We start from the raw sequence: 1026 nt of genomic DNA, 5'->3' as shown, positions 1-1026 counted from the left end.
GGGGAGGTAGAGCGCCCCGCTACCTCCCATACGTATACGTCACGCTCGCCTCGCCGAGCGCGGAGCTTTTCGCCGCGACCGAGACCATATCCGGCGACGGATTTTCCGGCGTGCGCAGCTTCGCCTCGCCCAGCGCGTAGAGCGTGAAGACATAATGATGCGCGCCGCTGCCGGGCGGCGGACATGGGCCGAAATAGCCGGCGCGGCCGACACCGCCCGTGCCGGACACGGTGCCCTTGGGCAGGCGCTTGCCGCCCTTGGAACCCGCGCCTTCGGCCAGGCCCTTGGCGCTTGCCGGGATGTTCCAGGCGAGCCAGTGCCAGAACCCCTTGCCGCCATTGGCGTCGGGATCGAACATGGTGAGAGCGTAGCTTTTGGTGCCGGCCGGCGGATTCTTCCACGCAAGCGCGATCGAAACGCTCTTGCCGCCGCAGCCGGCCTTGTCGCCGAGATATTTTGCGTCCCATTTGCCGTTGGAGACCGACGGGCTGGAGATCTCGAAGGCCGATGCCTGGGTGGCGAAAGCAGTGAGCGCAAGCAAGGTTAAGCCAAGGCGTAAGGTCATGCTTTCCTCCCCTTTTGGCCGAGATGTGATGAGTTTGGCCGAGACGTGATGAGTTTAGCGGAAAAGCGGCCCAAAAAAAGGGCAGCGCCAACGTCTCAAGAACGAAAAAAAGCCCCGCCGGTGGAGGCCGTCGGGGCTCTTTCGTTCGGGCCGCGAAGGTGGGACTTCGCGGCCTGTCGATCCAGGGGGTGTTGGATCGGCCGCGACCCTAGCCGAAGAATCGGCCGCGCCGACAATCACGCCTGCGCACCACCGATCACGCCTGCGCGAGAAGGAGGTGATGGTTGGCTGCCGATCTCCCCCCTCGAGGGGGAGATGGCCGGCAGGCCAGAGGGGGTCGTCTCACATCGAGCGCCAACCTCCTCACCTTTGCGGAAAGGCGTCGGCGCTCGATGCGCGGCGACCCCCTCTGTCGCCTCCGGCGACATCTCCCCCTCAAGGGGGGAGATTAACCTCTCAAC

1 protein-coding gene is annotated in these 1026 nt (G+C 65.2%); it reads right to left on the bottom strand.

Annotated elements, in window-relative coordinates:
* Positions 1-19: 19 nt before the first annotated feature.
* Positions 20-565: a YbhB/YbcL family Raf kinase inhibitor-like protein gene (locus EOA29_RS37685; protein ID WP_126094541.1), complete on the bottom strand. Its 546-nt coding sequence runs from the start codon at positions 563-565 to the stop codon at positions 20-22.
* Positions 566-1026 lie beyond the last annotated feature (461 nt).

Source organism: Mesorhizobium sp. M1E.F.Ca.ET.063.01.1.1, assembly GCF_003998155.1.
Classification (GTDB): Bacteria; Pseudomonadota; Alphaproteobacteria; order Rhizobiales; family Rhizobiaceae; genus Mesorhizobium.
This window is presented reverse-complemented; position numbering and strand designations above follow the sequence as displayed.